The sequence below is a fragment of the Rhizobium sp. Root1334 genome, from assembly GCF_001426665.1.
Classification (GTDB): domain Bacteria; phylum Pseudomonadota; class Alphaproteobacteria; order Rhizobiales; family Rhizobiaceae; genus Pararhizobium.
On record NZ_LMEY01000009.1, the window covers coordinates 57,434 to 83,475 of the forward strand.

The 26,042-nt window shown below is 61.9% G+C and carries 23 protein-coding genes; 21 read left to right on the plus strand and 2 right to left on the minus strand.

The genetic code is table 11. The features are described 5' to 3' along the window. Positions 1-659 precede the first annotated feature (659 nt). The 3 genes from ASD36_RS12970 (at position 660) to ASD36_RS12980 (ending at position 4,032) form a co-directional block, all read left to right on the plus strand. Entirely contained in the window at positions 660-1,679 is a 1,020-nt protein-coding gene (locus ASD36_RS12970) for a GH25 family lysozyme (RefSeq protein WP_060509140.1), read from the plus strand. Positions 1,680-1,882: 203 nt separating this feature from the next. Further along, the gene (locus tag ASD36_RS12975) at positions 1,883-3,037 is read left to right on the plus strand and encodes a calcium:proton antiporter (protein WP_060509141.1); all 1,155 of its coding nucleotides are present in this window, start codon (positions 1,883-1,885) and stop codon (positions 3,035-3,037) included. Between the two features lie 248 nt (positions 3,038-3,285). After that, positions 3,286-4,032 carry a F0F1 ATP synthase subunit A gene (locus ASD36_RS12980; RefSeq protein WP_060509143.1) on the plus strand — a complete coding sequence of 249 codons (747 nt, stop codon included), beginning with the start codon at positions 3,286-3,288 and terminating at the stop codon, positions 4,030-4,032. A gap of 43 nt (positions 4,033-4,075) precedes the next feature. Here the strand turns inward: ASD36_RS12980 and ASD36_RS12985 are convergent, their stop codons facing one another. After that, complete coding sequence (locus ASD36_RS12985; protein WP_060509146.1) at positions 4,076-4,927, minus strand: IclR family transcriptional regulator; 852 nt, start codon at positions 4,925-4,927, stop codon at positions 4,076-4,078. A gap of 382 nt (positions 4,928-5,309) precedes the next feature. On the opposite strand from ASD36_RS12985, the gene gcl reads away from it, so the two are divergent. From gcl to ASD36_RS13015, 5 genes are all read left to right on the plus strand, one after another. Beyond that, positions 5,310-7,094, plus strand: coding sequence for a glyoxylate carboligase (gene gcl, locus ASD36_RS12995; RefSeq protein WP_060509314.1), 1,785 nt, complete (start codon positions 5,310-5,312; stop codon positions 7,092-7,094). A gap of 22 nt (positions 7,095-7,116) precedes the next feature. After that, a complete protein-coding gene (gene hyi / locus ASD36_RS13000; RefSeq protein ID WP_060509150.1) occupies positions 7,117-7,932 on the plus strand; it encodes a hydroxypyruvate isomerase in 816 nt (271 codons plus the stop codon). Between the two features lie 5 nt (positions 7,933-7,937). After that, positions 7,938-8,822, plus strand: a complete 885-nt coding sequence (locus ASD36_RS13005; RefSeq protein ID WP_060509151.1) for a 2-hydroxy-3-oxopropionate reductase — start codon at positions 7,938-7,940, stop codon at positions 8,820-8,822. A gap of 63 nt (positions 8,823-8,885) precedes the next feature. Next, complete coding sequence (locus tag ASD36_RS13010; RefSeq protein WP_060509153.1) at positions 8,886-10,154, plus strand: glycerate kinase; 1,269 nt, start codon at positions 8,886-8,888, stop codon at positions 10,152-10,154. A 145-nt stretch (positions 10,155-10,299) separates the two neighbouring features. Next, positions 10,300-10,761: a DUF4174 domain-containing protein gene (locus tag ASD36_RS13015; protein ID WP_060509155.1), complete on the plus strand. Its 462-nt coding sequence runs from the start codon at positions 10,300-10,302 to the stop codon at positions 10,759-10,761. Here the strand turns inward: ASD36_RS13015 and ASD36_RS13020 are convergent. Continuing rightward, positions 10,733-11,947: a TIGR03862 family flavoprotein gene (locus ASD36_RS13020; RefSeq protein WP_060509157.1), complete on the minus strand. Its 1,215-nt coding sequence runs from the start codon at positions 11,945-11,947 to the stop codon at positions 10,733-10,735. The genes ASD36_RS13015 and ASD36_RS13020 overlap by 29 nt on opposite strands. A gap of 384 nt (positions 11,948-12,331) precedes the next feature. Between ASD36_RS13020 and ASD36_RS13025 the strand changes: the two genes are divergently transcribed. The 13 genes from ASD36_RS13025 (at position 12,332) to ASD36_RS13085 (ending at position 25,982) form a co-directional block, all read left to right on the plus strand. Further along, positions 12,332-13,495 carry an isovaleryl-CoA dehydrogenase gene (locus ASD36_RS13025; RefSeq protein ID WP_060509159.1) on the plus strand — a complete coding sequence of 388 codons (1,164 nt, stop codon included), beginning with the start codon at positions 12,332-12,334 and terminating at the stop codon, positions 13,493-13,495. Positions 13,496-13,532: 37 nt separating this feature from the next. Then, entirely contained in the window at positions 13,533-15,140 is a 1,608-nt protein-coding gene (locus ASD36_RS13030; RefSeq protein ID WP_060509161.1) for a carboxyl transferase domain-containing protein, read from the plus strand. Positions 15,141-15,151: 11 nt separating this feature from the next. Beyond that, positions 15,152-15,535, plus strand: a complete 384-nt coding sequence (locus ASD36_RS13035) for a RidA family protein (protein ID WP_060509162.1) — start codon at positions 15,152-15,154, stop codon at positions 15,533-15,535. A 14-nt stretch (positions 15,536-15,549) separates the two neighbouring features. Next, positions 15,550-17,535: an acetyl/propionyl/methylcrotonyl-CoA carboxylase subunit alpha gene (locus tag ASD36_RS13040; protein WP_060509164.1), complete on the plus strand. Its 1,986-nt coding sequence runs from the start codon at positions 15,550-15,552 to the stop codon at positions 17,533-17,535. Further along, the gene (locus ASD36_RS13045) at positions 17,535-18,416 is read left to right on the plus strand and encodes a hydroxymethylglutaryl-CoA lyase (protein ID WP_060509166.1); all 882 of its coding nucleotides are present in this window, start codon (positions 17,535-17,537) and stop codon (positions 18,414-18,416) included. The genes ASD36_RS13040 and ASD36_RS13045 overlap by 1 nt, the downstream gene beginning before the upstream one ends. Beyond that, positions 18,413-19,204 (plus strand): crotonase/enoyl-CoA hydratase family protein, encoded by a 792-nt coding sequence (locus tag ASD36_RS13050; RefSeq protein WP_060509168.1) that lies wholly within the window; start codon positions 18,413-18,415, stop codon positions 19,202-19,204. Before ASD36_RS13045 ends, ASD36_RS13050 begins: the two co-directional genes overlap by 4 nt. Positions 19,205-19,291: 87 nt before the next feature. Then, positions 19,292-19,663 carry an antitoxin Xre/MbcA/ParS toxin-binding domain-containing protein gene (locus ASD36_RS13055; RefSeq protein WP_060506851.1) on the plus strand — a complete coding sequence of 124 codons (372 nt, stop codon included), beginning with the start codon at positions 19,292-19,294 and terminating at the stop codon, positions 19,661-19,663. Continuing rightward, complete coding sequence (locus ASD36_RS13060; RefSeq protein ID WP_060509170.1) at positions 19,656-20,171, plus strand: RES domain-containing protein; 516 nt, start codon at positions 19,656-19,658, stop codon at positions 20,169-20,171. The genes ASD36_RS13055 and ASD36_RS13060 overlap by 8 nt, the downstream gene beginning before the upstream one ends. A gap of 155 nt (positions 20,172-20,326) precedes the next feature. Continuing rightward, positions 20,327-21,250, plus strand: a complete 924-nt coding sequence (locus ASD36_RS13065; RefSeq protein WP_060509172.1) for a fatty acid desaturase — start codon at positions 20,327-20,329, stop codon at positions 21,248-21,250. Between the two features lie 135 nt (positions 21,251-21,385). After that, positions 21,386-22,195 carry a PhnD/SsuA/transferrin family substrate-binding protein gene (locus tag ASD36_RS13070; RefSeq protein ID WP_060509174.1) on the plus strand — a complete coding sequence of 270 codons (810 nt, stop codon included), beginning with the start codon at positions 21,386-21,388 and terminating at the stop codon, positions 22,193-22,195. A 219-nt stretch (positions 22,196-22,414) separates the two neighbouring features. Further along, positions 22,415-23,629: an ROK family transcriptional regulator gene (locus ASD36_RS13075; RefSeq protein WP_060509176.1), complete on the plus strand. Its 1,215-nt coding sequence runs from the start codon at positions 22,415-22,417 to the stop codon at positions 23,627-23,629. Then, on the plus strand, positions 23,626-24,885 hold the full coding sequence (locus ASD36_RS13080) for a M20/M25/M40 family metallo-hydrolase (RefSeq protein WP_060509178.1): 1,260 nt from the start codon (positions 23,626-23,628) through the stop codon (positions 24,883-24,885). Before ASD36_RS13075 ends, ASD36_RS13080 begins: the two co-directional genes overlap by 4 nt. A gap of 41 nt (positions 24,886-24,926) precedes the next feature. Then, positions 24,927-25,982, plus strand: a complete 1,056-nt coding sequence (locus tag ASD36_RS13085) for a substrate-binding domain-containing protein (protein WP_060509181.1) — start codon at positions 24,927-24,929, stop codon at positions 25,980-25,982. Positions 25,983-26,042 lie beyond the last annotated feature (60 nt).

Consider the following 26,042-nt stretch of genomic DNA (forward strand, 5'->3'; position numbering starts at 1 on the left):
CAAAATAAGTTTATATGACGCCTTCCGGCGCCCCGTTCGATGTTTTTTGCCGCGCTTCTCAGGTTCTTCTGCGCTTTCCTCTCTGACAGGAAAGCCTCCAATGCCCCAACCCGGCCGCTTATCCGCCAAGCCTTCCAATCCGGCGGGGTCTGGCCCTGGACCGTCCAAGAACGGTGTGACCACCCGGCACGCCCGGTTCATTTGCGAACCGGAGGAGAACCACCTTTCACGCAGCCCCGGGGATTTGCCGTCCAAGAACGGTGTGACCACCCGGCACGCCCGGTTCATTTGCGAACCGGAGGAGAACCACCTTTCACGCAGCCCCGGGGATTTGACGCGCGTTTCGCCAAACCGTCCGGGCACCGGCCCCACCTCGCCGGCAACGCTTTCCGGTGTATCCGTGATGGGACGACGTGAGTATGGCACGGGTTCTCAGGGCGGGGATTGGCGGGGATGATTTTTCTATCAAGCGCCGGGAAAAGGGGGGGCATCGCATCGGGACGTCCCCGTTATCAGTGATAAAATCGCCGCTCCTTTCCAAATTTGCGTCCATCGTACGTAAGAAAGATCGGATTCAATCTTTGTTGGTAATTTTCCGTTAGGAATTGAATTCAGTGGGGCGGGTGCCGCCTGTTTCTTTGTTTTGCGTACGGGGTCTCATGCGTTTTTCGGCTCTTCCAGCGATCCTCCTTGCCGGCCTTCTTGTGGCCGGCTGCACATCGAGTTCCGGGCCGGAAAGCCTGGTGAGCGGACTGCCGTCGAAAGAGACGACCAGCTCCGTCGTTGCGGCGCCCGTGCCGACGGCCGATGTCGGCGCTGTGATTGCGCAGGCTGAAAGCCATCCCGAGCAACTGGCCTGGGCAGGGCAGATTCCGCAGTCGCAGGCATTCGAATCCATGTCGACCCAAGGCATGGCGGTTCCGGCTGAGCGGCCGGTGGCGATGATCATGCCGGATGATCCGGTGACCAGCACCAAGCGGACCCGCCGCGGGCAAATCTACAGCCATCAGTTCCGCGATGCGCATCCGATCAATTTCGGCAAGGCTTCGCCGCGCAAGCTCGCCGTACACGGCGTCGATGTATCGCGCTGGCAAGCAGACATGGACTGGGCGAAACTACGCACGCAAGGCGCCAACTTCGCCTATATCAAGGCCACCGATGGCGGCGATCATCTAGACCCGATGTTCAAGACGAACTGGAAGCGAGCGAAGGATGCCGGGCTGAAGCGCGGCGCGTATCACTTCTTCTACTGGTGCCGGACGGCCGGCGAACAGGCCGACTGGTTCATCCGCAACGTGCCGCGCGATCCCGATGCGCTGCCCCCGGTGATCGACGTTGAATATAACGGTGAATCGAGCTGCAAATTCCGCCTGTCGCGGGCCAAGACGCTTGAGAAGATGCAGGTATTCATGGACAAGCTGGAGCGCCATTATGGCAAGCGTCCGGTGATCTATACCGCGCCCGACTTCTACCGCGACAACCTGGCAGGCGAATTCAAGAACTACCCGTTCTGGCTGCGCTCGGTGGCGGCACATCCGTCGCAGGTCTATCCGGGCCGCAAATGGGTGTTCTGGCAATATTCGGGTTCGGGCCTTTCGCACGGTGTCGAGGGCCGGATCGATCTCAATGTGTTCCGTGGCAGCGAAGCCGATTGGCATGATTGGGTGGCACGGAACTGATACTGGACAGGGTCCGGGGCTGCGGATCGCAACGGGCGATCGGCAGCCCCGGTCAACATCGTGGCATCAAGGCCAGTTCCGGTGGCTGGACTCCAGCGCGTTCGATTGTTAGAAACAACCCATATGCTTCTTAAGAAGCCCGGCACGGACGACCCTGCCGCGATCCTATTGTTGGGGACGGCCCCTTGTGAGGTTCACAAGTCTTGCTGCCGAAATCTTCCCCTAGCCTGATCCACAGCCCTTATCTGAAACTCGTCATCGCCTGGCTGGTGGTCATCCTGTTCCTGTGGAACGGGTCCGCCTGGCTTTCCCAGCCGATGACGGTTTCGACGGCGATTGCCTGTTTCGCCGCCCTGTTCGGAACGATCCTGCTCGGGTCGTTCGGTGTCGTACGCGAGGCCGACCATCTGGCCCACGCACTGGGCGAGCCCTATGGAACGCTGACCCTGACGCTTTCGATCGTGTCGATCGAGGTCATTCTCATCGCCGCCGTGTTGCTGGGCCCGAGCGACGCGCCGACCATCGCGCGGGATTCGATCTTCGCCGTGATGATGATCATCATGAACCTGGTTACCGGCCTCTGCCTGGTTGCCGGCGCATGGCGTCACGGCGAGCAGGAATATAACGCGCAGGGTGCCCTGGCCTTCATTTCGATGACGCTGGTGCTTGCGGGTGTGGCGCTCATTCTGCCCAACACGCTGACGACCGGCAACGGCACGTTCTGGCCTTCGCAGGCCGTCGTGATCGCATTGTTGACCGCAGCGCTCTACGCTGCGTTCCTGGCTCTGCAGATGGGCCGGTACAAGATCCATTTCATGCAGCCGCCTGCGGGCGCAATGTCCATCCGCCGGGAAACGGTGACGGCCACTAGCGCGGTGGCAACCGCGCAGTCCGGTTCGAACCGGCGCAAGCTGCTCACGCATACCGTTGTTCTGATCGCCCTGATGATCCCGATCGTCCTTCTGGCGCACGATCTTGCCGTCGTCATCGACTATGGCGTCGCCACCGCCGGTGCGCCGGTGGCTGTCGGCGGCGTGTTAATTGCGATCATCGTCTTCACGCCCGAATCGATCACCGCCGTGAAGGCGGCGCTCAACAACGAAACGCAGCGGGCAATCAACCTGTGCCTCGGGGCCTTCGTGTCGACGGTCGGGCTCACCGTTCCCGCCGTGCTGGCGGTCGGCCTGGTGACGGGCAAGACGGTGGTCTTCGGGATCTCGCCCACAGAGACGGTGCTGTTCGCCCTAACCGTGGGTTTGACGGCCATGACCTATCTCGGGCGCCGGACGTCGATCACGCAGGGGCTGCTGCATCTGATGGTGTTTGCGGTGTTTACCCTGATGCTGTTCACCAGTTGATATCGGATGGCCTGCGGCGGGTTGCAATCGCCGCAGGATATGTCTATCAGACCCCTGCGCAGGACGACCTGCGCCTCGACCATTCCGGGGACGGCCCCGCATCTCATTCGTGAGAGCAGGAGCCGCCCGTGAAAATCCTTTCCTTCGTTTTCATCATTCAGTCCCGCGATCCCATCGCGCGTGTCCTTGCGCCTGTTCGCCGGCGTGCGGACCTGCGCGTGGCCGCGACCTCTTTTCAAGGATAACCGATGGCCGGTCCTATTGAACAATTCGAAATCAAGCCACTTGTGGAACTGGCTGCGGGTGGTGTCGACCTGAGCTTCACCAATTCCTCCGCCTATATGGTCCTGACGGTCGTGCTTGCCTCCGGCCTGCTTCTGGTCGGCACGGCCAAGCGCAGCCTCGTGCCCGGCCGCTGGCAATCGGTGTCGGAACTGCTGTACGAATTCGCGGGCAAAACCCTGCGCGAGAATGCCGGGAAGGAGGGCATGCGGTTCTTCCCGCTGGTGTTCTCGCTGTTCATGTTCATCCTTTTCGCCAACCTGATCGGCATGTTTCCGTTTGCCTTCACGGTCACCAGCCACATCATCGTCACCTTCGCGCTGGCGATGATCGTGTTTGGCACGGTGACGATCTACGGCTTGGTGAAGCACGGGTTCGGCTTTTTCCGGCTGTTCATGCCGGCCGGGATTCCGATGGTGCTGGCGCCGATCATCATCCCGATCGAGGTGATTTCCTACATGTCCCGCCCGATCAGCCATTCCGTCCGCCTTTTCGCGGTGATGCTGGCCGGACATATTACCCTGAAGGTGTTTGCGGGTTTCGTGGCGTCGATGACCGACCTTGGAACGCTCGGAATTATCGGCGCCGTGCTGCCGTTGATAATGACCGTTGCCCTGACGGCGCTGGAAATGCTGATGTCGGTCATCCAGGCCTATGTCTTTACGATGCTGACCTGCATGTATCTGAACGACGCGTTGCATCCCGGACATTGATGCTGGTGAACTGCAAACCGGAAGGCCGCCGCTCCGGCGTCCTTCATGAGGTGTGGGTGTGACCGCCGTACCGCCGTCCGCCCATCGCCTGTGTCACGCCGTCGGCGGCAGCCATCACCGCCGGGCCAAGTGCGGCCAGCGTCTCGTCCGGTAGCCTGACGGCCGGGCCTGATACCGAGATGCCGGCGATAGCCTCGCCGTATTCGTTGAAGATCGGGGCGGCGAGGCAGCGCATGCCGAGCGTGTGTTCCTCGTCGTCGATCGACCAGCCGCGCGCGCGGATGGTTTCGATATCGGTGAGAAGCTTCGGCAGGGTGTCGCGGGTCTTTCCGGTAAACCTTGTCAGCGGGTGCGGCGAGATCAGTCGCTCGATATCGGCGTTTGGCCAGGTCGAGAGGATGGCCTTGCCGATGCCGGACGCATGAACGGGGCCACGGCGGCCGGGGCGGAAGAAGGCGCGCATCGGCGCGTGGCTTTCGACCTGCGAGATGAAGACCACATCGCCGCCATCCTCGATGCCGATATTGGCGGTTTCCCCCGAAAGCTCCATCAGGTTTTTCAGGAAAGGACGGCTGATCGTGCCGAGCTTGCGGAAACGCAGGAAGGCGTTGCCGATCTCGAAGGCTTTCAGCCCGATCGTCCAGGCGCCGGTCTCGGCATCGTGGGTGACCATGCCGTGATTGGCAAGCGAGGTGAGCAGACGATGAACGGTAGAGGGCGCCATGCCGGACTGATCGGACAGCTCCGTCAGTGCCGCGCCATCGGCGCTGGCGACGAGATCGAGCAGTTTCAAACTGCGATCGAGCACCTGCACGGAGGAGGGAACGGCATTTTCGCTGGCCTTGCGGCCGGGTTTGGCGCGCAGTTGATCCTGTTGTGTCGGCTTGTCGGCCATGTCAGCTCCGTTTTCTCTGATCGTCCATGACATAGTGCATCGCTGCCGAAAGCGGAACGGGTGCTTCCGTATCTTCCCCTTCTCCCCCACGGGGGGAAGTGCCGAGCGCATGCGAGGCGATGAGGGGCGGTTCGGCAAGTTCCTGAATCAATGGCTTCGCCCCCCTCATCCGGCGCTTTGCGCCACCTCTCCCCGCTGGGGAGAAGACGGATTGGCTGCCGTGCATGAATTCCGTAGCCATTTATCATGCTCCAGAACGCCGCCATTCATAGCGGATTCGTTGAAGATGTTTATTTCCATATAGTGGGAATGATTTCCATTTATTGATTGCCCGCCGGAAAAATTGGATTACCCTGATCCTCACACGATGGAGGATAAACTCATGGCGAAAATGCGCGCAGTCGATGCGGCGGTTCTGGTTCTGGAGAAGGAAGGCGTCGATTGCGCCTTCGGGGTTCCGGGTGCTGCGATCAATCCCTTTTACTCGGCGCTGAAGGCCCGCGGTTCGGTGCGCCATATCCTGGCACGCCATGTCGAGGGTGCCTCGCATATGGCGGAGGGCTATACCCGCGCCAAGCATGGCAATATCGGCGTCTGCATCGGCACTTCGGGACCAGCCGGAACCGACATGATCACCGGGCTCTATTCGGCCCAGGCGGATTCGATCCCGATCCTATGCATTACCGGCCAGGCGCCGCGCGCCCGGCTCGACAAGGAGGATTTCCAGGCGGTCGATATCGCCAAGATCGCCGGTCCGCTGACCAAATGGGCGGTGACCGTGATGGAACCGGCGCTGGTGCCGTTCGTTTTCCAAAAGGCGTTTCACCTGATGCGCTCGGGCCGTCCCGGTCCGGTGCTGATCGACCTGCCGGTCGATGTGCAGCTGGCCGAAATCGAGTTCGATATCGATACCTATGCGCCGCTTGAGGCCTACAAGCCATCTGCGACGCGGGCGCAGGCCGAAAAGGCGATCGCGATGCTCAACGAAGCGGAGCGGCCGCTGATCGTTGCCGGTGGCGGCATCATCAATGCAGATGCGTCCGATCTGCTGACCGAATTTGCCGAGATCACCGGCATCCCGGTCATTCCGACGCTGATGGGCTGGGGCACGATCCCGGACGACCATCCGCTGATGGCTGGCATGTGCGGGCTGCAGACATCGCACCGCTACGGCAATGCCAACCTGCTCGCCTCCGATTTCGTGCTCGGTGTCGGCAACCGCTGGGCCAACCGCCACACCGGCAACGTGCCGACCTATACCGAAGGGCGCAAGTTCGTCCATGTCGATATCGAGCCGACTCAGATCGGCCGCGTCTTTGCCCCGGATTTCGGCATCGTTTCGGATGCGGGCGCCGCGCTGAAGTTGTTCCTCGATGTTGCGACGGAATGGAAGACGGCGGGCAAGCTGAAGGACTGGTCGGGCTGGGCCGAAGAATGCCGCGAGCGCAAGCGGACGATGCTGCGCAAGACGCATTTCGACCAGACGCCGCTGAAGCCGCAGCGCGTCTACGAGGAGATGAACAAGGCGTTCGGCCGCGACACTTGCTACGTTTCGACCATTGGCCTCAGCCAAATCGCCGGTGCGCAGTTCCTGCATGTCTATCGCCCACGCAACTGGATCAATTGCGGCCAGGCCGGCCCGCTCGGCTGGACGTTGCCGGCAGCGCTCGGTGTGCGTGCCGCCGATCCGGAGCGGAAGATCGTGGCGCTTTCGGGCGACTATGATTTCCAGTTCATGATCGAGGAGCTGGCCGTCGGCGCCCAGCACAAGCTGCCTTACCTGCACGTGGTGGTGAACAACTCGTATCTCGGCCTCATCCGCCAGGCGCAGCGCGGGCTGAACATGGATTTCGAAGTCAGCCTCGCCTTCGACAATATCAACCATTCCGGCGATGCCGAGAAGGGATATGGCGTCGATCACGTGGCGGTGGCCGAAGGTCTGGGCTGCAAGGCGATCCGGGTCAGGAGCCCGAACGAGTTCCAGGAGGCTTTTGCCAAGGCGCAGGCGTTGATGGAGGAACATCAGGTGCCCGTCGTCATCGAATTCATCCTTGAGCGCGTCACCAACATCTCGATGGGCGCCGACATCAATGCTGTCGTTGAATTCGAGGAACTGGCCGAACGCGGCGAGGACGCCCCGACGGCGATCATGGCGCTGCTCGACTGATCAGAGAACGGAGGATTTTCTCATGCCAAAATTTGCGGCAAACCTGACGATGCTATTCAACGAGGTGCCGTTCCTCGACCGGTTCGCGCTGGCCGCCAAGGCCGGGTTCGACGCTGTGGAATATCTCTTCCCCTATGACTTCGACGCCAAGGCGCTGAAGGCGGCACTCGAGGTCAACGGCCTGACTCAGGTGCTGCATAACCTGCCGGCCGGAAACTGGGCCGGTGGCGAGCGCGGCATCGCCGTCCTGCCCGACCGGGTGGATGAATTCCGCCGCGGCGTGGCTTCGGCCATCGATTACGCAACCGCGCTTGGCTGCACGCAGATCAACTGCCTCTCCGGCATCGCGCCGGTCGGCGTATCGGACGACGTGCTCAGGGCGACCTTCGTTGCCAATCTGCGGCTGGCTGCGGGCGAGTTGAAGAAGCACGGCATCCGGCTGTTGATCGAGCCGATCAACCGGTTCGATATCCCCGGCTTCTACCTCAACACGGTGGAGCAGGCAGCCTCGATCATCAAGGAAGTCGGCAGCGACAACCTGTTCATCCAGTACGATCTCTACCATCAGCAGCGCACCGAGGGCGAGCTGATCGGCACGTTCAAGAAATACCAGGGGCAGATCGCCCATGTGCAACTGGCCGACAATCCCGGCCGCAACGAGCCGGGCACCGGCGAGATCAACTATCCCTTCGTCTTCGAGGCGCTGGAGGCGGCCGGATATGACGGCTTCATCGGCTGCGAATACAAGCCGCGCACCACGACATCCGAAGGGCTCGGCTGGTTTACCGAGACGCACCGCCAGTCGCACGGCGCAGACATCATCAAGATCAGGAGTTAAGCATCATGGCCACAATCGGCTTTATCGGACTGGGTATCATGGGCACGCCGATGGCGCGCCACCTGCAGGATGCCGGCCACACCGTCGTTACCTCGACATTCCATATCCCGCCGAAGCAGGAATTGATCGACAACGGCCTGAAGTTCGTCGAAACACCGAAGGCGCTGGCCGAGAAGGTCGATACTATCATCCTGATGCTGCCGGACACGCCGGAAGTGAAGGATGTCCTGTTCGGCGAAAACGGCGTTTTCTTCGGCCTGTCGGCGGGCAAGCTGGTGATCGACATGAGCTCGATCTCGCCGATCGAGACGAAGGAATTCGCCAGACGAGTTCGCGAGACGGGCGCCGAATATATCGACGCCCCGGTGTCCGGCGGCGAGGTCGGTGCAAAGAACGCATCGCTGTCGATCATGGCGGGCGGTGCGCAGGCAAGTTTTGACCGGGTACTGCCGCTGCTCAAGCTGATGGGCAAGAACATCACGCTGGTCGGCGATTGCGGTGATGGACAGGTGACGAAAGTTGCCAACCAGATCATCGTCGCGCTCACCATCGAGGCTGTCGCGGAAGCGCTGGTCTTCGCCTCCAAGGCCGGCGCCGATCCGGCACGGGTCCGCGAGGCCCTGATGGGCGGCTTTGCCTCGTCGCGCATTCTGGAAGTGCATGGCGACCGCATGGTCAAGCGCACTTTTGATCCGGGTTTCCGCATCTCGCTGCATCAGAAGGACCTGAACCTCGCCCTTCAGGGCGCAAAGACCATCGGTGTTTCGCTGCCGAACACGGCGGCAACGCAGGAACTGTTCAACAGCTGCGCTGCCCACGGCGATGCCGGGCTCGATCACTCGGGTCTCGTCACGGCGCTTGAACGCATGGCCAACCACGCGGTCGCCTGACGACAAAGACCGGGCAGCCAGGAGGAGGGCTGCCCGGTCTTTTCATGAATGAGGATAAAAGACATGCCCGCGATCGCCGACCCGAAAGCATTTTTGGAAACGCTGTTTCATGCGGCGGTCGCTGCCGCTGACCCGGCAAAAGTGCTGGCCGCCAACCTGCCGGAAAAACCCAAGGGCCGCACGGTGGTGATTGGCGCCGGCAAGGGGGCTGCCCAGATGGCGCAGGTGTTCGAGCGGCTGTGGGGTGGACCGCTCACCGGTGCTGTCGTGACGCGATACGGCTATGGTGCGCGCTGCGAGCGGATCGAGGTGTTGGAGGCATCGCATCCGCTGCCCGACGAAAACGGGCTGAAGGCATCGCGCCGGTTGCTGGAGGAGGTCAGTGGTCTCACGGAAGACGACCTCGTCGTGGCACTGATCTGCGGCGGCGGCTCGGCGCTGTTGCCGTTGCCGGCTGGTGATCTGACGCTGGAGGATGAAATCGCCGTCAATCGGGCGCTTCTGACATCGGGCGCGCCGATCAGTGCAATGAACGCCATCCGCAAGCACGTTTCGGGTATCAAGGGCGGGCGGCTGGCTGCTGCGGCGTGGCCCGCGAAGGTCGTGTCGCTGGTGGTCTCGGACATTCCCGGTGATGATCCGGCGCTGGTGGCTTCGGGGCCGACCATCCCGGACAAAAGCACGCGCGACGATGCTTTGAGGGTCATCGAACGCTATCGCCTGGAATTGCCGGAAAAGGTGATGGCGTATATCCGCAGCGATGCGTCTGAAGCTCCCAACCCGGCCGACCAAAGGTTTCGCCGCAACGCGGTCCGGCTTGTCGCCTCGGCTGCGGTTTCGCTGGAGGCTGCGGCCGAAACGGCACGGGCGGCGGGTGTCGAGGCCGTGATCCTGTCTGATGCCATCGAGGGCGAGGCACGGGAGGTCGGGCCCGTGCATGCGGCGATTGCCCGCGAGGTTGCCGCTAGAAACCGGCCTTTTCAAAAGCCAGTGGTCATTCTCTCAGGTGGCGAGACGACGGTGACGATCCGGGGCAAGGGCAAGGGCGGGCGCAACAGCGAGTTCCTCTTGTCACTGGCGCTCGGGATCGATGGTGCTGACGGCATTTCGGCGCTGGCCGCCGATACCGATGGTATCGATGGGTCGGAGGACAATGCCGGGGCATTCGCGGACGACACGAGTGTGTCGCGTCTTGCAAGGGCCGGTGTCGACGGAGCGGCTTTACTCGACCGCAACGACGCCTGGACCGCATTCGATGCGGTCGGTGACATTTTCAAGCCGGGACCGACAGGGACCAACGTCAATGATTTTCGGGCGATTCTGGTGCAGTAGGCCTGCATCGTCTGCTTGCGCAACTGACTTGATGATGGGGGGGGAATGGCTCTGCCGCCACGCATCGACTCCGCGAAGGATTCGGAACCAAATGCCTGGATCGGCAGTTAATTTCCTCATGGTTCAACGCAGGAGGATGACGGCAATGCTGAAATCATTGTCTCCCGCAATCTCCGGTATCGAAATCGATCCGCAGCAGGGCGGAATGAGTCTGGCCGATTTCGAATGGCGCTACCGCGTGGTGATCATTTTCCCTGATGACAGTCATATCGATGCGGCACGGCAGGCAAACCAGCTGCTTGCCCAGGCCGAGGGCCTGCGCGAAAGAGATATCATCGTGCTGGAGGTCGGGCGCAACGACGTCAAGGCGTTGTTCGGACCGGAATACGACCTCAATTGCTACGCCATCCGTTCGGATCTGGACGTAACGGACGGTTTCTTTGCAATGATGCTGGTCAGCAAGGATGGCGCGGTGACGTTTCCGCACCGACGAGGTGGTACCGGCAGCGGTGCTGTTTGCGTTGATCGATCAGTTGCCGGCAACGCAGACCAAACGCTCCAACTGAAATCGGCGATGCTTAAACTTGGCTTTTCAGCCATTGATTGATCCCCGCCGCCGCCGCCCGGCCGGTGGCGAAACAGGCGGTGAGCAGGTAACCGCCTGTTGGGGCTTCCCAATCCAGCATTTCTCCGGCGGCGAAGACGCCAGGTAAGGCTTTCAGCATATAGCGCTCATCGACAGCATCGAAACGGATGCCGCCTGCCGAGGAAATGGCTTCGGCGATGGGACGGGGCCGCGTGACGGGAATGGGCAGGGCCTTGATCAGCAGAGCGAGTTGGGCGGGATCATTGAGTGCGGCTTGGGAGCCGAGTTCGCGAACGAGTGCGGCCTTGACGCCTTCCAGGCCGGCGCCTTTGCGCAGGCGATTGGAAAAGCTGACCTTTCCGTCCTGACGTGAAAGGTCTTTCATCAGGCGTTCGGCGTTGCGGCCGGGCGCGAGATCGACAATCAGGGTTGCCGTGCCCTGCCGCGCCAGGCGGTCCCGCAATGCGGCCGAATGGGCGTAGACGAGGCTGCCTTCGATGCCATGGCGGGAGATGACGAATTCGCCGGGGAAGGTGCCGGCGTCCGATGTGGTCGCGACGGATTTCAGCGGCGCTCCGGCAAAGCGGTCCTTGAAGACATCGCTCCAATCGACATCGAAGCCGCAATTGGCGGGCTGCAGGTCGGCGATGCCGACGCCTTTGTCTCTCAGCAACGGAACCCAGCCGCCATCGGCGCCGAGGCGCGGCCAGCTGGCGCCACCGAGCGCGAGCAGCGTCGCGTCGCTGTGGAGAGTTGTCAGGCCGTTCGGGGTGTCGAAGGTGAGGCCGTCATCGGCAAAGCCGGTCCAGCGGTGGCGTGTCATCAGCTTGACGCCCTGTGCCTCCAGCCGCTTCAGCCAGGCCCGTAACAGCGGCGAGGCCTTCATGACGGTTGGAAAGACGCGGCCGGACGTGCCGGTAAAGGTTTCAGTGCCGAGGCTGGAAGCCCATGCCTGTACGTCGGCGGGGGTGAAAGCATCCAGCGCAGTACGCAGGCGATCCGATGCGGCGCCGAAACGGGTGGCGAAACGCTGATAGTCTTCGGAATGGGTGATATTGAGACCTGATTTTCCGGCAAGCAGGAACTTGCGGCCGAATGTCGGCATGCCATCATAGACCGTTACGGCATGGCCGGACGACGACAACACCTCCGCCGCCATCAGGCCCGCCGGGCCGCCGCCGATGATTGCGATCTGTTTTGCCGTCATTAGATGCGTCCGCTGCCGTTGTTCCAAGCCCGTCTTGGAGACTACGGGCTTCTTGCGCAAGGATAAACGTGATCATTCCGTATTCTGAAGACACGCAGTTATCCGTTCATCGCCGCAACTGCCATCGCAGGCGATCCGGCTCGACCGCATTTTTTTGCAAATCATGCGCGCAAGCTGCTGTCTTGGTTCGGAAATTGTTTTGCGGCTGTGTTAGTCTCAAAAACGGTACCGGTGCTGTGGAGAGGAGTCTGCCGCACCGGCGTCTTGCAGCGGCTGCTGTACCGGGAGGAATGCCGACATCCTTGCCCGCCTTTTGGGCGGCCGGGTTTCATATCGTCGTCTTCTTTCCGTTCAAGCAGCGCGATCCGGCTGGGAGGAGGCCCGATGTATTCTGGCGGCTTGAATTTTGCCTTGGGCGACGAGATCGAGGCGTTGCGCGACACCGTGCAGCGGTTTGCAAGCGAGCGCATTGCGCCGCAGGCGGCGGATATCGACCGGAGCAACAGCTTTCCGATGCTGCTCTGGCGGGAGCTGGGCGATCTCGGCCTGCTCGGGATCACGGCGGGCGAAGATTATGGCGGCATCGGCCTTGGTTATCTCGCCCATTGCGTGGCGATGGAGGAAATCAGCCGGGCCTCGGCCTCGGTGGCCTTGAGTTATGGTGCCCATTCCAATCTCTGCGTCAACCAGATCAACCGCAACGGCTCAGACGTGCAGAAAGCCCGGTACCTGCCGAAGCTGATTTCCGGCGAACATGTTGGCGCGCTGGCAATGTCCGAGCCGGGGGCAGGCTCCGATGTGGTGTCGATGAAGCTGCGCGCCGACAAGCGCGGCGACCGCTACGTGCTCAACGGCAACAAGATGTGGATCACCAATGGTCCTGATGCGGACGTTCTGGTTGTTTACGCCAAGACCGATCCGGATGCCGGGCCGCGCGGCATTACCGCGTTTCTGGTCGAAAAGGGGTTTGCCGGATTTTCGACCGGCCAGAAGCTCGACAAGCTGGGAATGCGCGGCTCCAATACCTGCGAGCTGATCTTCAGCGATTGCGAGGTGCCGGAGGAAAATGTGCTCGGCAGCGTTGGCGGCGGCGTGCGCATTCTGATGTCGGGTCTCGATTATGAGCGCGTGGTCCTGTCGGCAGGACCTCTCGGGATCATGGCGGCTTGCCTCGACGTCGCGGTCCCCTATCTGCATGAGCGAAAGCAGTTCGGCCAGCCGATCGGCGAATTCCAGCTGATGCAGGGCAAGATCGCCGACATGTATGTGACGCTGAATGCAGCACGCGCCTATGTCTATGCTGTGGCGGCCGCCTGCGACAGGGGCGAGACGACACGCAAGGATGCGGCCGGGTGCATTCTCTATGCGGCAGAACGGGCAACGGCCTTGGCACTCGAAACCATCCAGGTGCTGGGCGGCAACGGCTACACCAACGACTATCCGGCCGGGCGCTTGCTCAGAGACGCGAAACTGTACGAGATCGGTGCTGGAACCTCGGAAATACGGCGTATGCTGATCGGCAGGGAGCTTTTCGGCGAGACGGCTTGAACGTGACACTCTGCAGGATGTTTGGTCGGGGGAATGAATGGCCGTTCTGAAATCGCAAATTACCACGTCCTCGGAAACCTTCCGCGCCAACAGCGCTGCGATGGCGGAGGCGATGCGTGTCGTTGAGGAAGCGGCGGCGCTGGCTGCCGGCGGTGGCGGCGAGGTGGCGCGCGAGCGTCATGTCAGCCGTGGCAAGATGCTGCCGCGTGAACGGGTGGCGCAACTGATCGACCCGGCGACGCCCTTTCTGGAAGTGGGCTTGACGGCGGCGCACGGGCTCTACAAGGGCGAGGCGCCGGGGGCGGGGCTGGTCACCGGTATCGGCCGTGTGTCCGGCCGTGACTGCATGATCGTCTGCAACGATGCGACGGTCAAAGGCGGCACCTATTATCCGATGACGGTGAAGAAGCATTTGCGGGCACAGGAGATCGCGGCGGAGAATAACCTGCCCTGCATCTATCTGGTCGATTCCGGCGGCGCCAACCTGCCGAACCAGGATGAAGTGTTTCCGGATCGCGATCATTTCGGCCGCATCTTCTATAATCAGGCCAATATGTCGGCCGCGGGCATTCCGCAGATCGCCGTCGTCATGGGCTCCTGCACGGCGGGTGGCGCCTATGTCCCGGCGATGTCGGACGAGGCAATCATCGTCGAGGGGCAGGGGACGATCTTTCTCGCCGGGCCGCCGCTGGTGCGGGCTGCGACGGGCGAGGTGGTGACGTCGGAGGATCTTGGGGGCGGCGATGTGCATACGCGGCTTTCCGGCGTTGCCGATCATCTGGCCCGCGACGATGCGCATGCGCTGGCGCTGGCGCGCCGGGCGGTTGCCAACCTCAACCGCACCTCCATAACCACCGTCGAGCGGCAGGCGCCGGAAGAACCGGTCTACGATCCCGGAGATATCTCTGGTGTCGTTCCCGCCGACCTGCGCACGCCCTATGACATCCGCGAAGTGATCGCCCGGATCGTCGATGGCTCGCGGCTGGACGAGTTCAAGGCGCGATACGGAACGACGCTGGTCTGCGGTTTTGCCCATATTCACGGAATTCCCGTCGGCATCATCGCCAACAATGGCGTGCTGTTTTCGGAATCGGCACTGAAGGGCACGCATTTCGTCGAGCTGTGCTCGCAGCGGAAGATCCCTTTGATCTTCCTGCAGAACATTACCGGCTTCATGGTCGGGCGCAAATACGAGACGGAGGGCATTGCCAAGCACGGTGCCAAGCTGGTGACGGCGGTGGCGACGACCAAGGTGCCGAAGATCACCATGCTGGTCGGCGGCTCGTTTGGTGCCGGCAATTATGGCATGGGCGGCCGGGCGTTTTCACCGCGCTTCCTGTGGACCTGGCCGAACAGCCGGATTTCCGTCATGGGCGGCGAGCAGGCGGCAGGGGTGCTGGCAACCGTGCGCGGTGATGCGCTGAAGCGGGCCGGCACGCCCTGGAGCGACGAAGACGAGGCAAAATTCAAGCAGCCGGTGCTGAACCTGTTCGAGACCCAGAGCCACCCGCTTTATGCCTCGGCGCGGCTGTGGGACGACGGCATCATCGACCCGCGCAAAAGCCGCGATGTGCTGGCGCTTTCCCTGTCGGCGGCACTCAATGCGCCGATCGACGATACCCGTTTTGGCCTGTTCAGGATGTGAGGAGAAAGACCATGAAACGTGATGCTTTCAATGCCAAGAACGCCCCTCAGCCACGCGGTGGTTATTCACAGGCTGTCCGGCTTGAGGATTTTCAGCGCCTGCTCTTCGTCAGCGGCCAGATCCCGACGGATTCAGACGACAGCGTACCGGCAGGGTTTGAAGCCCAGGCGCGGCAGGTCTGGTTGAATGTCGATGCGCAATTGAAGGCCGCCGGGATGAGCAAGGCGGATATCGTCAAGGTGACGGCCTATCTCGCTGACCGGCATCACACCATGGCCAATCGTGAAATCCGCAGCGAATATCTGGGCAGCCTGACGCCGGCGATGACAGTGGTAATCGCCGGTATTTTTGACGGGGCCTGGCTTCTCGAGGTCGAAGTCATCGCCGCGCAATAGACCGGGATAGAGTAATGTTTTCCAAGATACTCGTTGCCAATCGTGGTGAAATCGCCTGCCGGATCATTCGCACGGCGCGGCGTCTCGGTATTCGGACGGTCGCGGTGTTTTCCGATGCGGATGCCGGTGCGCTGCATGTCGAACTGGCGGACGAAGCCTTTCGCATCGGCGCTGCGGCGGCGAGCGAAAGCTACCTGAATGCCGGACGGATCATTGCGGCTGCCGAGCGCGCGGGCGCGCAGGCGATCCACCCCGGTTACGGGTTTCTGTCGGAGAATGCCGAGTTTGCCGAGGCTGTCGAGGCGGCGGGCATGGCCTTTATCGGACCCTCGGCCGCAGCCATTCGCGCCATGGGCCTGAAGGATGCGGCAAAGGCGCTGATGGAGCAATCCGGCGTGCCGGTGGTTCCGGGCTATCACGGCGACAATCAGGACGCCGCATTTCTTGCCGAACAGGCGATCGATATCGGCTTTCCGGTGCTGATCAAGGCACGGGCGGGCGGTGGCGGCAAGGGCATGCGCCGCGTCGACCGGGCCGAGGATTTCGGTGCTTCGCTTGAAGCAGCGCGGCGGGAGGCGGAGGCGGCCTTCGGCGACGGCGCCGTGCTGATCGAAAAATACCTGATGAAACCACGCCATATCGAGATTCAGGTCTTCGGCGACCGGCATGGCAATGCGGTGCATCTTTTCGAGCGCGATTGCTCGCTGCAGCGGCGCCATCAGAAGGTGATCGAGGAAGCGCCGGCGCCAGGCATGACGGCGGAAATGCGCCGGGCGATGGGCGAGGCGGCCGTACGGGCGGCGCGCGCTATCGATTATTGCGGAGCCGGCACGGTCGAGTTCATCGCCGATGTTTCCGACGGGCTCTGGCCCGACCGGTTCTTCTTCATGGAAATGAACACGCGGCTGCAGGTCGAGCATCCGGTGACGGAGGCAATCACCGGTATCGATCTGGTCGAATGGCAATTGCGGGTGGCCAATGGCGAGCCCTTGCCATTGAAGCAATCGGAACTGTCGATCGACGGCTGGGCCTTCGAGGCGCGGGTCTATGCGGAAGATCCCGCGCGCGGTTTTTTGCCATCGACCGGCACGCTATCGCATGTCGGGTTTCCGGCTGATGGTGTGCGGGTCGATGCCGGGGTGCGCCAAGGTGACCGGATCAGCCCGTTCTACGATCCGATGATTGCCAAGCTGATCGTCCACGGTTCGACGCGAGCTGCAGCATTGGCCAGGCTCACCGCAGTTTTGGCGGCGAGCCATATCGGCGGCGTCGCCAACAATCTTGAATTTCTGACGCGCCTCAGCCAGCAGCCGGATTTCGCCGCCGGGCATCCCGACACCGGCCTGATCGACCGGGAAGTTGCTGCATTGACGGTGACCGAAGCGCCGGATGAAACGGCGCTGGCGCTCGCAGCAGTTTTGTCGCTCGGCACGCTGCAGCTGCCGTCGGCCGATGATCCCTGGCGGTCGCTCGGCCACTGGCAGGTCTGGGGGCAGGCGACGCGCACGGTGACGCTGGATCATGCCGGCGAGCGGCATATGCTGCGCGTGGCGGCGCGTGGTCTCGACTTGTTTGCCGTGCATGGCAACAGCCGGGTCATTCCCGTCCGGATTTCCGGCCGGTTCGACGGCGGTTGCCTTGTCGAGGCGGATGGCCGCCAGAGCCGGTTGCAGCGGCTTGAAATCGCAAAAGGGTTTACGCTTCTCGTCGATGGCCGTGCCTTTGATTTCTACGTTCCCGATCCGCTGGATGGCGAGGCGGAAAGCGCTGAAGGTAGCGACCGTTTGACGGCGCCAATGCCGGGTCTGATCAAGCTGGTGCGGGTGAAGGAAGGCGACGTGGTATCGAAGGGCGATCCGCTTGTTGTCATGGAAGCGATGAAGATGGAGCTGACGCTGTCGGCGAGCCGTGACGGCATCGTCGAAACCCTGTTTGTTGCCGAGGGCGACCAGACTGTCGATGGAGCGGTTCTGCTTACGCTGAAGCCGCAGGAGGCGTGATGTCTTTCTTGGATCCGGATGCCGCCGCAAGCCGCGTGTCCATCGTCGAGATGGCACCGCGTGACGGCCTGCAGAACGAGAAGGTGCTGATCGAAACCAGGGACAAGATCAGGCTCACCGACATGCTGTCGGGTTGTGGTTTCGAGCGGATCGAGGTGACGAGTTTCGTCAGCCCGAAATGGGTGCCGCAACTGGCTGATGCCGCCGAGGTCATGGCCGGGATCGCCCGGCGGCCGGGCGTGCGGTATGCCGTGCTGACGCCCAATATGAAGGGTTTCGAGGCTGCGCTTGCGGCAGGTGCGGACGAGGTGGCGATCTTCACCTCGGCCTCGGAAGGATTTTCGCAGCACAATATCAATTGCTCGATTGCCGAAAGTATCGAGCGGTTTCGTCCGGTGGCGGAGGCGGCCCGCAAAGGGGGAATTGCAGTGCGCGGTTATGTCAGCTGCGTGGTCGAATGCCCCTATGACGGTGCTGTGGCGCCCGAAAGCGCTGCTGGTGTCGCGGCGCAGCTGCTGGGGCTTGGCTGCTATGAAATCAGCCTTGGCGATACGATCGGGCGTGGCACGCCTGAGGCGGTGGACCGCATGCTGGCTGTCGTCCTTGAGGGTATTCCCGCCCAAAAACTCGCCGGACATTTTCACGACACGTCGGGCCGGGCGCTCGACAATATCGGCGTGGCGCTGGATCGTGGTCTCAGGGTGTTCGACGCATCGGTCGGCGGGCTCGGCGGCTGTCCTTATGCGCCGGGCGCCAAGGGCAATGTCGATACGCTGCTGGTGGATCGCTATGTGAAGGGCCGCGGATTTGTCACCGGCCTTGATGAGGCCGCGCTTGAGGCCGCGTCTCTCTTCGCGCGCAGTTTGAGGAGTGCGGCATGACATATGAGACCATCCGCGTCGAGGTTGACGGCCGGGGTGTGGCGCGGTTGGCGCTTGCCCGTCCCGACAAACACAATGCTTTGTCCGGTACGATGATCGGCGAATTGACCACTGTGGCGAAATTGCTGAGCGCGGACGCCTCGGTGCGGGTTGTCGTGCTGGCGGCGGAGGGCGCAAGCTTTTGCGCCGGTGGCGATCTCGGCTGGATGAAGGCGCAGATCGAGGCGGACCGGGCGGCGCGCATCAAGGAGGCCACGCGGCTGGCGCTGATGTTCAAAGCGCTGAACGATCTGGAAAAGCCGGTCATTGCCCGCGTGCAGGGCAATGCGTTTGGCGGCGGCATCGGCTTGTTGTGCATTGCCGATGTGGCCGTTGCGGCAGATACCGCCAAGTTCGGATTGACGGAAACCCGGCTGGGGCTGATCCCGGCAACGATCAGTCCCTATGTGGTGGCGCGGATCGGTGAGGGGCGGGCGCGGCCCTTATTCATGTCCGGCAGGATTTTTGACGCTCAGGAAGCGCAACCCGCAGGCCTTTTGACGCGCGTGGTGCCGCCAAGTGATCTCGATGCGGCGATCGAAGCGGAAGTGGTGCCCTATCTGCAGGTTGCGCCCGGAGCCGTTGGCCAATCCAAGGCTCTGGCGCGGTCGCTGGGCATGCCGATCACCGAAGCCGTCATTGCTGCGACCATTGAGCGTCTGGCCGATGCCTGGGAAACGGACGAGGCGCGGGAAGGGATTTCGGCCTTCCTGGAAAAGCGCGAGCCCTGGTGGCGGAAACCGGTTTAGCCGCGCTGATCGACGGCTGCGCTTGAAATGCGCATGATTTGAGCATATTTTGATAGTGTACTTATCAAAATATGTTAGGAAAGTGTCATGACAGCTTTGAGCTTCGATATGACGGCAAGCCGGTTCGGCGACGGTCAATCACCGTTCCTTTCGGCTGAGCGGGTCTCCAAGCAGCTCGGCGTCACCCTGTCCGAGCTTGCCCGGCTGATTGGTGTTGCCCGCAATACGCTGACGGCGAAATCCGGCGCGCGCAAGGTGGATCATGCCTTGAGCCATGTTGTGCGCATTCTTGCCATGGCGAGCGAAATGGCCGGCGATGAAAACCGCGCCACCATTTGGTTCAAGCATCAGCCAATCCCCGGATGGGCGGGCAAGACCGCCTATGATCTGGTGAGCGAAGGCAAATCGGACAAGGTGCTGGCCTATCTCGAGGCGGTCCGGTCCGGCGTTTATGCCTGAGAAGGCCAGGGAGGCACTGACGCTGTGGCGCGCCTTCGTGCCGCAATGGGCCTTTGCGCCGCTGTCCGGCGAGGGCGCGGCGCGCTTTGGCGGCCGCTGGAACCCGGTGGGAGCGGCGACGATCTATGCGGCACGTGAACTTTCAACCGCCTGGGCGGAATACAATCAGGGTTTTGTCCAGCACCCGGCGTTGATCGTGCAGCTGGATCTCAAGGATGCAGCCCTGGCCGACCTGACAGATTCGGACGTGCTGTCCGGCCTTACCATCCCCGAGGATATTCACCAGTGCGAATGGCGGATGCTGCTGGACGACGGCAAGGTGCCGCAGACGCACCTGTTGCGCCAGCGGCTGCTGGCCGAGGGCTTTGATGGTGTCGTCTATCCGTCCTTCATGTCGCCGGGCGGAACCTGCGTGGCGCTGTGGCGGTGGAATGCCAAGGGCGCGCCGCGGCTCGATGTCGTCGATCCGGATGGCCGCTTGCCGAAGACGCCGGCGTCGTGGGTTTGATTCAGCCGTTCAAAAGCATTTTTAGGATGAAAGCTGCAGGCGACGGCGCTGAAAACGATAGATTTTTCCCAATTAGTCTATAAAATGAATAAAGATAATTATCTAAAGCGATCACAACCCTGTAATTTCCCTCAACCTTTGGGGAATATCAGCGCATGTCCGGCAAACCATCCTATGCCATCAAAATCCCGCCGCGCCGTGTGGAATGGCCGACCGTCATTCTGGCCGTCTTGATCTATGGCGGTTTTCTGGCGCTGACATTCTGGTGGCAATCGTTGCCGGTTGCCGTTGTTGCGTTGGCGGGTGGCTGGCTGATTGCCTGGCAGGGATCGCTGCAGCACGAGGTCATCCACGGGCATCCGACCGGCAGCCAGCGCATCAACGATGCGATCGGCTCGATCCCACTGTCGCTCTGGCTGCCTTATCCGATCTACCGTGAAAGCCATCTGGAGCATCATCGCGACGAACACCTGACCGATCCGATCGAGGATCCGGAATCTTCCTATTTTACCCGCTCTGCCTGGGAGCGGCTGGGGCGGACGGGCAAACTGCTTGCCCGCTGGAACACGACGCTGCTTGGGCGCTTGACCATTGGACCTGCGGTGATGCTGGTCAGTTTCCTGGCGCAAGAGGTGCGGCTTTTGAAGGCCGGCGAACCCGGCCGGGCGCGTGTCTGGGCGGTCCATATGATGGGTGTTGCAGCCGTGCTGTTCTGGGTCACGGTGATCTGCGACATGCCGTTCTGGCTGTATTTCCTAGGCTTCGTCTATTTTGGCGCAGCGCTGACGCGGCTGCGGTCCTATGCCGAGCATCGCTATGCCGAAAGGCACGAGGAGCGTACGGCGATCGTCGAGAACAGCCAGCTGTTGGGGCTGCTGTTCCTCTACAACAACCTGCATGTGCTGCATCACCTGAAGCCCGGCATTTCCTGGTACCGGCTGCCCTCGGTCTACCGCCGCAATAGGGAGGCCCTCATCGATACCAATGGCGGGCTGGTCTATAACAGCTATTGGGAGATCGCCCGGCGGTTTTTCCTCAAGCCGCATGACGACATCACCCATCCGAAGCATTCCGGATGAACGTGCCGTCGCGTCAAAATCTGGCGATACGGCGCGGGCCGATTGTGCAATAAACGCAAGGTACTGCAGTGAGTTTTGCGCGTCATGAATGAAGCGGGTTACTTTAGTGCATTTATCCTTTGTGAAAGTCTCTGAATGCGTCTTGCCAGCCTTGCCATGTATGCCAGTCCGCCGCCGCTTGTGGATGCCACGGCAAAACTGTGGGATTTCCTCAGCGAAACACTGAAGCGGGCAGGGCTAGGGGAGATTCCGGCCAGGCTGGACGATGCGGTCGACTACCATCAAGCCTGGACGCGGCCGGATCTGCTGCTCGCCCAGACTTGCGGCTTTCCTTATGTCAAGCACCTGCGCGGCAAGGTGAAGCTGGTGGCGACGCCGGTCTATGGTCATCCAGGTTGTGACGGCCCATCGATGCGCAGTTTCATTGTTGTGGCGAAAAACAGTGCTGCTCAATCCCTGGATGACCTCCGTGGTACACGGGCGGCGATCAACCAGCCGGACAGCAATTCCGGCTTCAACCTGTTTCGCGCCGCCATTGCGCCGCTGTCACGGAGTGGCCGGTTCTTCGACTCAGTGATCGAAACCTGCAGCCATCGCAACAGTATTGCGGCGATCACCGCGGGCAAGGCGGATGTGGCGGCAATCGACTGCATTACCTATGGCAACGTGCTGCGGTTTGACCCCGAAAGTCTGGGCGGAGTCAGGATTCTCACGCAAACCGTCAGTGGTCCGGGACTGCCGTTGATCACGCGCGGCGATGCCTCGGATGCGGATGTGGATGCGATGAGGCAAGCCTTGCGGCTGGCCATCGCCGAGCCGTCGCTGGAGCCCGTGCGGAATGTGCTTTGCCTCAAGGATTTTGCCGTTCTTTCCGACGCCGACTATGAGCCGCTGGCCGAGCTCGAGCGGCAGGCGCAACGGGTGGGATATCCGGTAATCGCTTGAGTTTAGACGCTTCTGGTCATCGCGTTACAGAGCGCGCAGGTGCTCTCTCCATATTTCCAAGGGGCTGTTCGTGACGGTTGTGGCTGTGAAGCCATGACGGCATGAGGTTGTAAAACAAGAGGAAAATCCATCGGCTCGGGTTGTTTATGTATTTTCCTGTTGACTCATCTGGCGTCTGAATCAATAGTTCGGTGATAGAACGAATTAATTGAGGCGATTGTGAGCGAAACCCTGCGCATCTCCCGGAAGTTTTCCCAAAGGGCCGTGATGGAGGCGATCATCCAGAACGGACCGATCTCCCGCGCCTCGATTGCCAAGCAGACGGGGCTGTCAAAGCAGACCATTTCGGAAATAGTTCGCCAGCTGGAGCTAGATGACTGGGTGCGCGAGACAGGGCGCACCAGCGGTCATGTCGGACGCACCGCCGTCACTTATGAGCTTGTGCCGGATGCGGCCTATATCGCGGCCGTCGATCTCGGCGGCACCAAGATCAGGCTGGCGATCGCGGATCTTGCCTGCCAGGTCTTTGCCGAGGAAGTTGCCGCGACCGACCGGCGCGGCGGCCAGTTCGTGGTCAATCAGATCGCCGAGCTTTGTGCGCAGGCGGCAAAACATCTGAGCATTCCCCGTGAGCGCATCCGCATGGCCGTGATCGGTGCGCCCGGTGCGCCGGATGCCAAGACCGGCCGCATCTTGCTTGCCCCAAACATCTCGGACTTCGATACGATGAACGTGGCGGCTGCCTTCGAAAAGGCACTCGGCGTCGATGTCATCCTGGAGAACGACGTCAATCTGGCGGTGTTGGGCGAAAACTGGCTGGGGCAAGGGCAGGGCATCGACAATCTCGCCTTCATCGCGGTCGGTACCGGCATCGGTGGTGGCCTGATGGTCGGCGGCCAGCTGGTGCGCGGCGCGATGAACGCTGCCGGTGAGTTGGGCTTCCTGCCGTTTGGCGCCGATCCCTTCGATCCAGAATCGCTGCGCACCGGCGCTTTCGAGCGCGTCACCGCCTCGATCGGCATCATGGAGCATTATGCTGCGGCGTCCGGCGAAACAGCGACGGTGCCCGCTATCTTCGAGCGGGCAGCGAGTGGTGATGTGTATGCCGCGGCGACCTTGGACGAGACGGCAAAATATCTGGCGCGCGGCATCAGCGCGATTGCGGCGATCGCCAATCCCGAAAAGGTCATTATGGGCGGCTCGATCGGTCTGCGCCTGGAACTGATCGAACGCATCCGCAAATTCCTGCCAACCTGCTTCCCCTATCCCGTTGATATCGAGGCGAGCCAGCTCGGTCCGCGCGCGGCGATTGTCGGTGCGGCGGCGATCGGGCTCAGCCACCTGCACAATGCGTTGTTCGGCGCCGATGCTCCCGACAGCCGCCTGTCGTTGCCGCCGGCGGAGACGGTCACCTTCAAGGAGGCGCTGCGATGAGCATGTCCGACACTCTGACGGAAAAATTGCACGCTGCCCTCGACCGCGACGACGCGATTGCCCTGCTGCGCGGCGCGATCGGCGCCGAGAGCATTACCGGCAATGAAGCGAATTTTGTGGGTTTCCTCGAACGCCAGATGCGGGCTCGCAAGATCGATGGCATCGCAGTTTCGGACTTCCTGCCGGGACGGCCGAACATTCGTGGTGAGCGCAGGGGCGATGGCACCGGCAAGCGGCTGCTGTTCATTGGCCACACGGACACAGTCCATGTCGATGGTTGGCGCGAGCATTGGGCGGGCACCGAGCGGGAGGATCCGTTTGGCGCGCCGATCATCGACGGGCAGATCTGGGGCCGAGGTGCCGGAGACCTGAAGGCGGGTATCTGCAGTTCGCTTGCGGCGCTCAGCCTGCTCGACAAGGCCGGGATCAGGCTCAAGGGCGATGTCGCCTTTGCCTTTGTCGGCGACGAGGAAAGTGGCCAGCCGGGAACCGGCGTGTCCGCGGGGATGAAGGATTACACCGCCCGCATTGAGGCGGGCGCGGTGGAAAAGCCGGATTTCACCGTCTATGTCGAGCCGACCCAGCTTGCGGTCTATCCGGCGCAGATCGGCTTCTTCATCACTGATATCAAGATCACCGGCAAATCCGCCTATTTCGGTGTGCCGGAACTGGGCCGCGACGCGCTGAAGGCAAGCCATGCGGTCATGTCGGCTCTGTGGAAACATTCCGACGATATCTCCGCGCGGGCCGAGCATCCACTGATCGGGCGTGGGTTCCTGCTGATCACCGGCCTTTCCGGCGGTGGCTTCATTGCCGTGCCGGAAGAATGCACGCTGTCGTTGATCTGCAAGCTTTTGCCCGGTGAATCACTGGATAGCGCGGCGGCAGAGCTGGAAAGCGTCATCCGTGGCGCGGTCTCCGATCCGCAGATCAAAATCGAGATTTCCTATCCGGCCGGCCGGGACCATGCGCTCGGCGGTTCGGCGGCGGAGATCGATCAGGACCTGCCAGAGGTCTCGATGCTTTGCACCGCTGTCAGCGAGGCGATGCCCGGGCGCGGCACGATACAGGGCGCGCCGTTCTGGTCGGAATCGCCGTTCTTCGTCAACCGGCTCGGCGTGCCCGCCGTCTATTGCGCGCCGGGCGATATCCGCAACTGCCACACATTCGAGGAACATGTCGATGTCGAGGAATATCTCGCCGGGATCGTGGCGTTCGCCACCTTCATGGCGCGCTATTGCGGCATCGCGGAATGAGCAACTGAACCATCGATAATCTGAAAAAAGGGAACAGAAAGATGCTTATCAGGAATTTGTTGAATGCCGCGCTTCTGAGCGGTGCGATGATCACCGCAGCCCATGCCCAGACCGTCGGTCCGGCGGGCGAAACCGCGACGCCGAGCGCCGAAATCAAGCTGTCGGATAGCGATATCGCCAGCCTGAAGGGCAAGGGCTACAAGGCGGCGCTGCTCTGGCACACGTCGTCGGACTTCATCAACGCCGTTTCGGCCGGCGCCAAGGATGAGTTTGCCAAGGCGGGTGTCGACGTTGTCGTGACGACGGATGCAGGTTTCGACGCCGCCCGCCAGCGCAGCGATATCGAGACGGCGCTGGCCGCCAAGCCGAATGTCATTCTGGCTCTGCCGCTTGACCCGACGACCTCCGCCGAAGCCTTCAAGCAGGCCGTCACCGATGGCACCAAGCTGGTGTTCCTCTCCAATCTTCCCGCCGGTTACAAGCAGGGCACGGATTATGCCGCGATCGTCACGGACGATCTGTTCCAAATGGGCAAGCAGGCAGCCGATGCGCTGGCGAAATCGATCGGCGGCAAGGGCAAGGTCGGCTACATCTTCCATGATGCCAGCTATTACGTGACCAACCAGCGCGACCAGGCGTTCAAGACGACCATCGAGAAGGACTATCCGGATATCAAGATCGTTGCCGAACAGGGCATTTCCGATCCGGCCCGCGCCGAGGAGCTGGCCAATGCCATGCTTTTGCAGAACCCGGATCTCGACGGCATCTACGTGACCTGGGCTGAGCCTGCCGAAGGCGTGCTTTCTGCCCTGCGTGGCGCAGGCAATACCAAGACGAAAATTGTGACGCTCGACCTGTCAGAACCGGCAGCGCTCGACATGGTCAAGGGTGGCAACGTCGTCGCGCTGGTTGCCGACAAGGCCTATGAGCTTGGCCAGACCATGGCCGCCACTGGCCTGAAGGCGCTGCTGGGTCAGGAGACCCCGGCCTTCATCGTCGCTCCGGCGCTGACCGTGACCAAGGCTGACGTTTCCGAAGGCTGGAAGCAGTCGCTCAACCGCGATGCGCCGCAGTCGGTTCTCGACGCCGCGAAGTGATGTGCTGTGCCGGGTGGTACGAACCACCGCCCGGCGCATCAAACCGAGATTCTGGAGGAA

Excerpts from the sequence above, each read along its gene's own strand:
- ASD36_RS12970 (WP_060509140.1), top strand. The coding sequence starts at position 660 with ATGCGTTTTTCGGCTCTTCCAGCGATCCTCCTTGCCGGCCTTCTTGTG.
- ASD36_RS12980 (WP_060509143.1), top strand. The coding sequence starts at position 3,286 with ATGGCCGGTCCTATTGAACAATTCGAAATCAAGCCACTTGTGGAACTG.
- ASD36_RS12985 (WP_060509146.1), bottom strand. The coding sequence starts at position 4,927 with ATGGCCGACAAGCCGACACAACAGGATCAACTGCGCGCCAAACCCGGC.
- gcl (WP_060509314.1), top strand. The coding sequence starts at position 5,310 with ATGGCGAAAATGCGCGCAGTCGATGCGGCGGTTCTGGTTCTGGAGAAG.
- hyi (WP_060509150.1), top strand. The coding sequence starts at position 7,117 with ATGCCAAAATTTGCGGCAAACCTGACGATGCTATTCAACGAGGTGCCG.
- ASD36_RS13005 (WP_060509151.1), top strand. The coding sequence starts at position 7,938 with ATGGCCACAATCGGCTTTATCGGACTGGGTATCATGGGCACGCCGATG.
- ASD36_RS13010 (WP_060509153.1), top strand. The coding sequence starts at position 8,886 with ATGCCCGCGATCGCCGACCCGAAAGCATTTTTGGAAACGCTGTTTCAT.
- ASD36_RS13015 (WP_060509155.1), top strand. The coding sequence starts at position 10,300 with ATGCTGAAATCATTGTCTCCCGCAATCTCCGGTATCGAAATCGATCCG.
- ASD36_RS13020 (WP_060509157.1), bottom strand. The coding sequence starts at position 11,947 with ATGACGGCAAAACAGATCGCAATCATCGGCGGCGGCCCGGCGGGCCTG.
- ASD36_RS13025 (WP_060509159.1), top strand. The coding sequence starts at position 12,332 with ATGTATTCTGGCGGCTTGAATTTTGCCTTGGGCGACGAGATCGAGGCG.
- ASD36_RS13030 (WP_060509161.1), top strand. The coding sequence starts at position 13,533 with ATGGCCGTTCTGAAATCGCAAATTACCACGTCCTCGGAAACCTTCCGC.
- ASD36_RS13035 (WP_060509162.1), top strand. The coding sequence starts at position 15,152 with ATGAAACGTGATGCTTTCAATGCCAAGAACGCCCCTCAGCCACGCGGT.
- ASD36_RS13040 (WP_060509164.1), top strand. The coding sequence starts at position 15,550 with ATGTTTTCCAAGATACTCGTTGCCAATCGTGGTGAAATCGCCTGCCGG.
- ASD36_RS13045 (WP_060509166.1), top strand. The coding sequence starts at position 17,535 with ATGTCTTTCTTGGATCCGGATGCCGCCGCAAGCCGCGTGTCCATCGTC.
- ASD36_RS13050 (WP_060509168.1), top strand. The coding sequence starts at position 18,413 with ATGACATATGAGACCATCCGCGTCGAGGTTGACGGCCGGGGTGTGGCG.
- ASD36_RS13055 (WP_060506851.1), top strand. The coding sequence starts at position 19,292 with ATGACAGCTTTGAGCTTCGATATGACGGCAAGCCGGTTCGGCGACGGT.
- ASD36_RS13060 (WP_060509170.1), top strand. The coding sequence starts at position 19,656 with ATGCCTGAGAAGGCCAGGGAGGCACTGACGCTGTGGCGCGCCTTCGTG.
- ASD36_RS13065 (WP_060509172.1), top strand. The coding sequence starts at position 20,327 with ATGTCCGGCAAACCATCCTATGCCATCAAAATCCCGCCGCGCCGTGTG.
- ASD36_RS13070 (WP_060509174.1), top strand. The coding sequence starts at position 21,386 with ATGCGTCTTGCCAGCCTTGCCATGTATGCCAGTCCGCCGCCGCTTGTG.
- ASD36_RS13080 (WP_060509178.1), top strand. The coding sequence starts at position 23,626 with ATGAGCATGTCCGACACTCTGACGGAAAAATTGCACGCTGCCCTCGAC.
- ASD36_RS13085 (WP_060509181.1), top strand. The coding sequence starts at position 24,927 with ATGCTTATCAGGAATTTGTTGAATGCCGCGCTTCTGAGCGGTGCGATG.